This window comes from Streptomyces scopuliridis, assembly GCF_042790125.1.
GTDB lineage: Bacteria > Actinomycetota > Actinomycetes > Streptomycetales > Streptomycetaceae > Streptomyces > Streptomyces scopuliridis_A.
The window spans coordinates 1-2761 of sequence record NZ_JBHTZS010000071.1; the positions used below are offsets into that span (position 1 = coordinate 1).

The 2761-nt window shown below is 69.8% G+C and carries 3 protein-coding genes; 2 read left to right on the plus strand and 1 reads right to left on the minus strand.

What is annotated here, in order from left to right; all coding sequences use genetic code 11:
* Window positions 1–50: 50 nt before the first annotated feature.
* On the minus strand, window positions 51–1391 hold the full coding sequence (murA, locus tag ACFRKB_RS38860; RefSeq protein WP_383111295.1) for a UDP-N-acetylglucosamine 1-carboxyvinyltransferase: 1341 nt from the start codon (window positions 1389–1391) through the stop codon (window positions 51–53).
* Between the two features lie 274 nt (window positions 1392–1665).
* Here murA and ACFRKB_RS38865 point away from each other — a divergent pair, with 274 nt between their 5' ends.
* Window positions 1666–2226, plus strand: a complete 561-nt coding sequence (locus tag ACFRKB_RS38865; RefSeq protein ID WP_383111296.1) for a YqgE/AlgH family protein — start codon at window positions 1666–1668, stop codon at window positions 2224–2226.
* Between the two features lie 182 nt (window positions 2227–2408).
* The gene (locus ACFRKB_RS38870) at window positions 2409–2708 is read left to right on the plus strand and encodes a DUF3039 domain-containing protein (RefSeq protein WP_030355120.1); all 300 of its coding nucleotides are present in this window, start codon (window positions 2409–2411) and stop codon (window positions 2706–2708) included.
* The last annotated feature ends 53 nt before the right edge of the window (window positions 2709–2761 follow it).

Consider the following 2761-nt stretch of genomic DNA (forward strand, 5'->3'; position numbering starts at 1 on the left):
GCCCCGCTCCGGGGAGAGCGGGGCCGACGGCGTACGGGGGTGACAGTGCGTCAGACGAGCGCGCCGCCCGGCAGCTCGACCTTCGCGCCCAGCTCGACGAGCTTGTCCATGAAGTTCTCGTAGCCGCGGTTGATCAGATCGATGCCGTGGACCCGCGAGGTGCCCTGCGCCGCCAGCGCCGCGATCAGATACGAGAAACCGCCGCGCAGGTCGGGGATGACCAGATCCGCGCCCTGGAGCCGGGTCGGGCCCGACACGACCGCGGAGTGCAGGAAGTTGCGCTGGCCGAACCGGCAGTCCGAGCCGCCCAGGCACTCGCGGTAGAGCTGGATGTGCGCGCCCATCTGGTTGAGCGCGGAGGTGAAGCCCAGCCGTGACTCGTACACCGTCTCGTGGACGATGGAGAGCCCCGACGCCTGCGTCAGCGCCACCACCAGCGGCTGCTGCCAGTCGGTCTGGAAACCGGGGTGTACGTCCGTCTCCAGCGCGATGGCGTTGAGCGAGCCGCCCGGATGCCAGAAGCGGATGCCCTCGTCGTCGATCTCGAAGGCGCCGCCGACCTTGCGGTAGGTGTTGAGGAACGTCATCATCGAGCGCTGCTGCGCGCCGCGGACATAGATGTTGCCCTCGGTGGCCAGCGCGGCGGACGCCCAGGAGGCCGCCTCCAGACGGTCCGGCAGCGCCCGGTGCGTATAGCCGTCCAGCCGGTCGACACCGGTGATCCGGATCGTCCGGTCGGTGTCCATGGAGATGATCGCGCCCATCTTCTGCAGTACGCAGATGAGGTCCTCGATCTCCGGTTCCACGGCCGCGTTGGACAGTTCGGTGACGCCCTCGGCGAGTACCGCCGTCAGCAGCACCTGCTCCGTCGAGCCGACCGAGGGGTACGGCAGCCGGATCTTCGTGCCGCGCAGCCGCTGCGGCGCCTCCAGATACTGGCCGTCCGCGCGCTTCTCGATCGTCGCGCCGAACTGGCGCAGCACGTCGAAGTGGAAGTCGATCGGCCGGCCGCCGATGTCACAGCCGCCGAGGCCCGGGATGAACGCGTGGCCGAGGCGGTGCAGCAGCGGTCCGCAGAAGAGGATCGGAATGCGCGACGAGCCCGCGTGGGCATCGATGTCGGCGACATTGGCGCTCTCGACATGGGTCGGGTCGAGAACCAGCTCGCCCGGTTCGTCGCCGGGGCGTACGGTCACGCCGTGCAATTGCAGCAGTCCCCGTACGACCCGTACGTCGCGGATGTCGGGCACATTGCGCAGTCTGCTCGGGCCGCTGCCGAGCAGCGCGGCGACCATCGCCTTCGGCACCAGGTTCTTCGCGCCGCGGACGCGGATCTCGCCCTCCAGCGGGGTTCCGCCGTGGACAAGCATTACATCGTCTGTGCCGGTCATGAATCTCGCGTTCCGGAGTGGGCGGGCAGGTGGCCAAGGAAAAGGGTAAGGGGCCGGGGCCCCCGTCCCATAAGGCCCGGGGAGCGGCCGTCACAGAGAAGACGGGTCATCGCGACCGCTCGCCACGTATGGTTCCGAATCGCTCGCGGAGGGTGACCATTTCGATTTCCGGGAAATCGCGCGGTCCTGTCCGCGCCGTATGTCCTGAGCTGCGTTCACGCGCACTGTGCAGGGCGCGCCCCGCGGGCGGCGAATATGCGGGATCATGTCTCGCATGACCGAGGTGTCCTCGCTCACAGGGCGGCTGCTCGTCGCGACTCCCGCCCTGGCCGACCCGAATTTCGACCGCGCGGTGGTGCTCCTGCTCGATCACGACGAGGAGGGCTCGCTCGGCGTGGTCCTCAACAGGCCCACGCCCGTGGGCGTCGCGGACATCCTGGAGTCCTGGGGTGAGCTGGCGGGCGAGCCCGGTGTGGTCTTCCAGGGCGGTCCCGTCTCGCTGGACTCGGCCCTCGGCCTCGCCGTGATCCCGGGCGACGAGGGGCCGTTGGGGTGGCGCAGGGTGTACGGGGCGATCGGCCTCGTCGATCTGGAGACCCCGCCCGAGCTGCTCGCGCGGGCGCTCGGCTCGCTGCGGATCTTCGCCGGTTACGCGGGCTGGGGCCCCGGCCAGCTGGAGGAGGAGCTGCGCGAAGGCGCCTGGTACGTCGTCGAGTCGGAGCCGGGCGACGTGTCGTCGCCGAGACCGGAGAGCCTGTGGCGGGCGGTGCTGCGCAGACAGCGCAGCGAGCTGGCCATGGTCGCCACATATCCGGACGATCCCTCCCTCAACTGACCGTCCTTCCGGCCCTGCCCGGCCGTCGGTGATCCGCCGGTGTTCCGTCGGCGCGCCGATCGCTCCGGCGGTCGCCGCCCGGCGTGTCGTCGGCGTGTCGGCGCGATGCGTGAGCGTATGGCTCCGGAGTGCGCGGACCCGGAGCCTCCGGGATCCCCCGGGCGTGGGTACCCTTGGCTGTTATGAGCACTCTTGAGCCCGAGCGCGGGGCAGGTACGGGCACCCTCGTGGAGCCGACACCACAGGTGTCGCACGGCGACGGCGACCACGAGCGCTTCGCCCACTACGTCCAGAAGGACAAGATCATGGCGAGTGCCCTCGACGGCACTCCCGTGGTCGCACTGTGCGGAAAGGTCTGGGTACCGGGGCGTGACCCCAAGAAGTACCCCGTCTGTCCGATGTGCAAGGAGATCTACGAGTCCATGGGTCCCGGCGGGGACAAGGGCAAGGACAAGGGCGGCAAGGACAGCGGCAAGAAGTAGCGACCGCTGGTCCACCGTCGCAGACGGCCTCCGGGACGCGCGTGCACACGCGC

Coding starts and splice junctions, on each gene's coding strand:
- murA (WP_383111295.1), bottom strand. CDS start 1,391: ATGACCGGCACAGACGATGTAATGCTTGTCCACGGCGGAACCCCGCTG.
- ACFRKB_RS38870 (WP_030355120.1), top strand. CDS start 2,409: ATGAGCACTCTTGAGCCCGAGCGCGGGGCAGGTACGGGCACCCTCGTG.
- ACFRKB_RS38865 (WP_383111296.1), top strand. CDS start 1,666: ATGACCGAGGTGTCCTCGCTCACAGGGCGGCTGCTCGTCGCGACTCCC.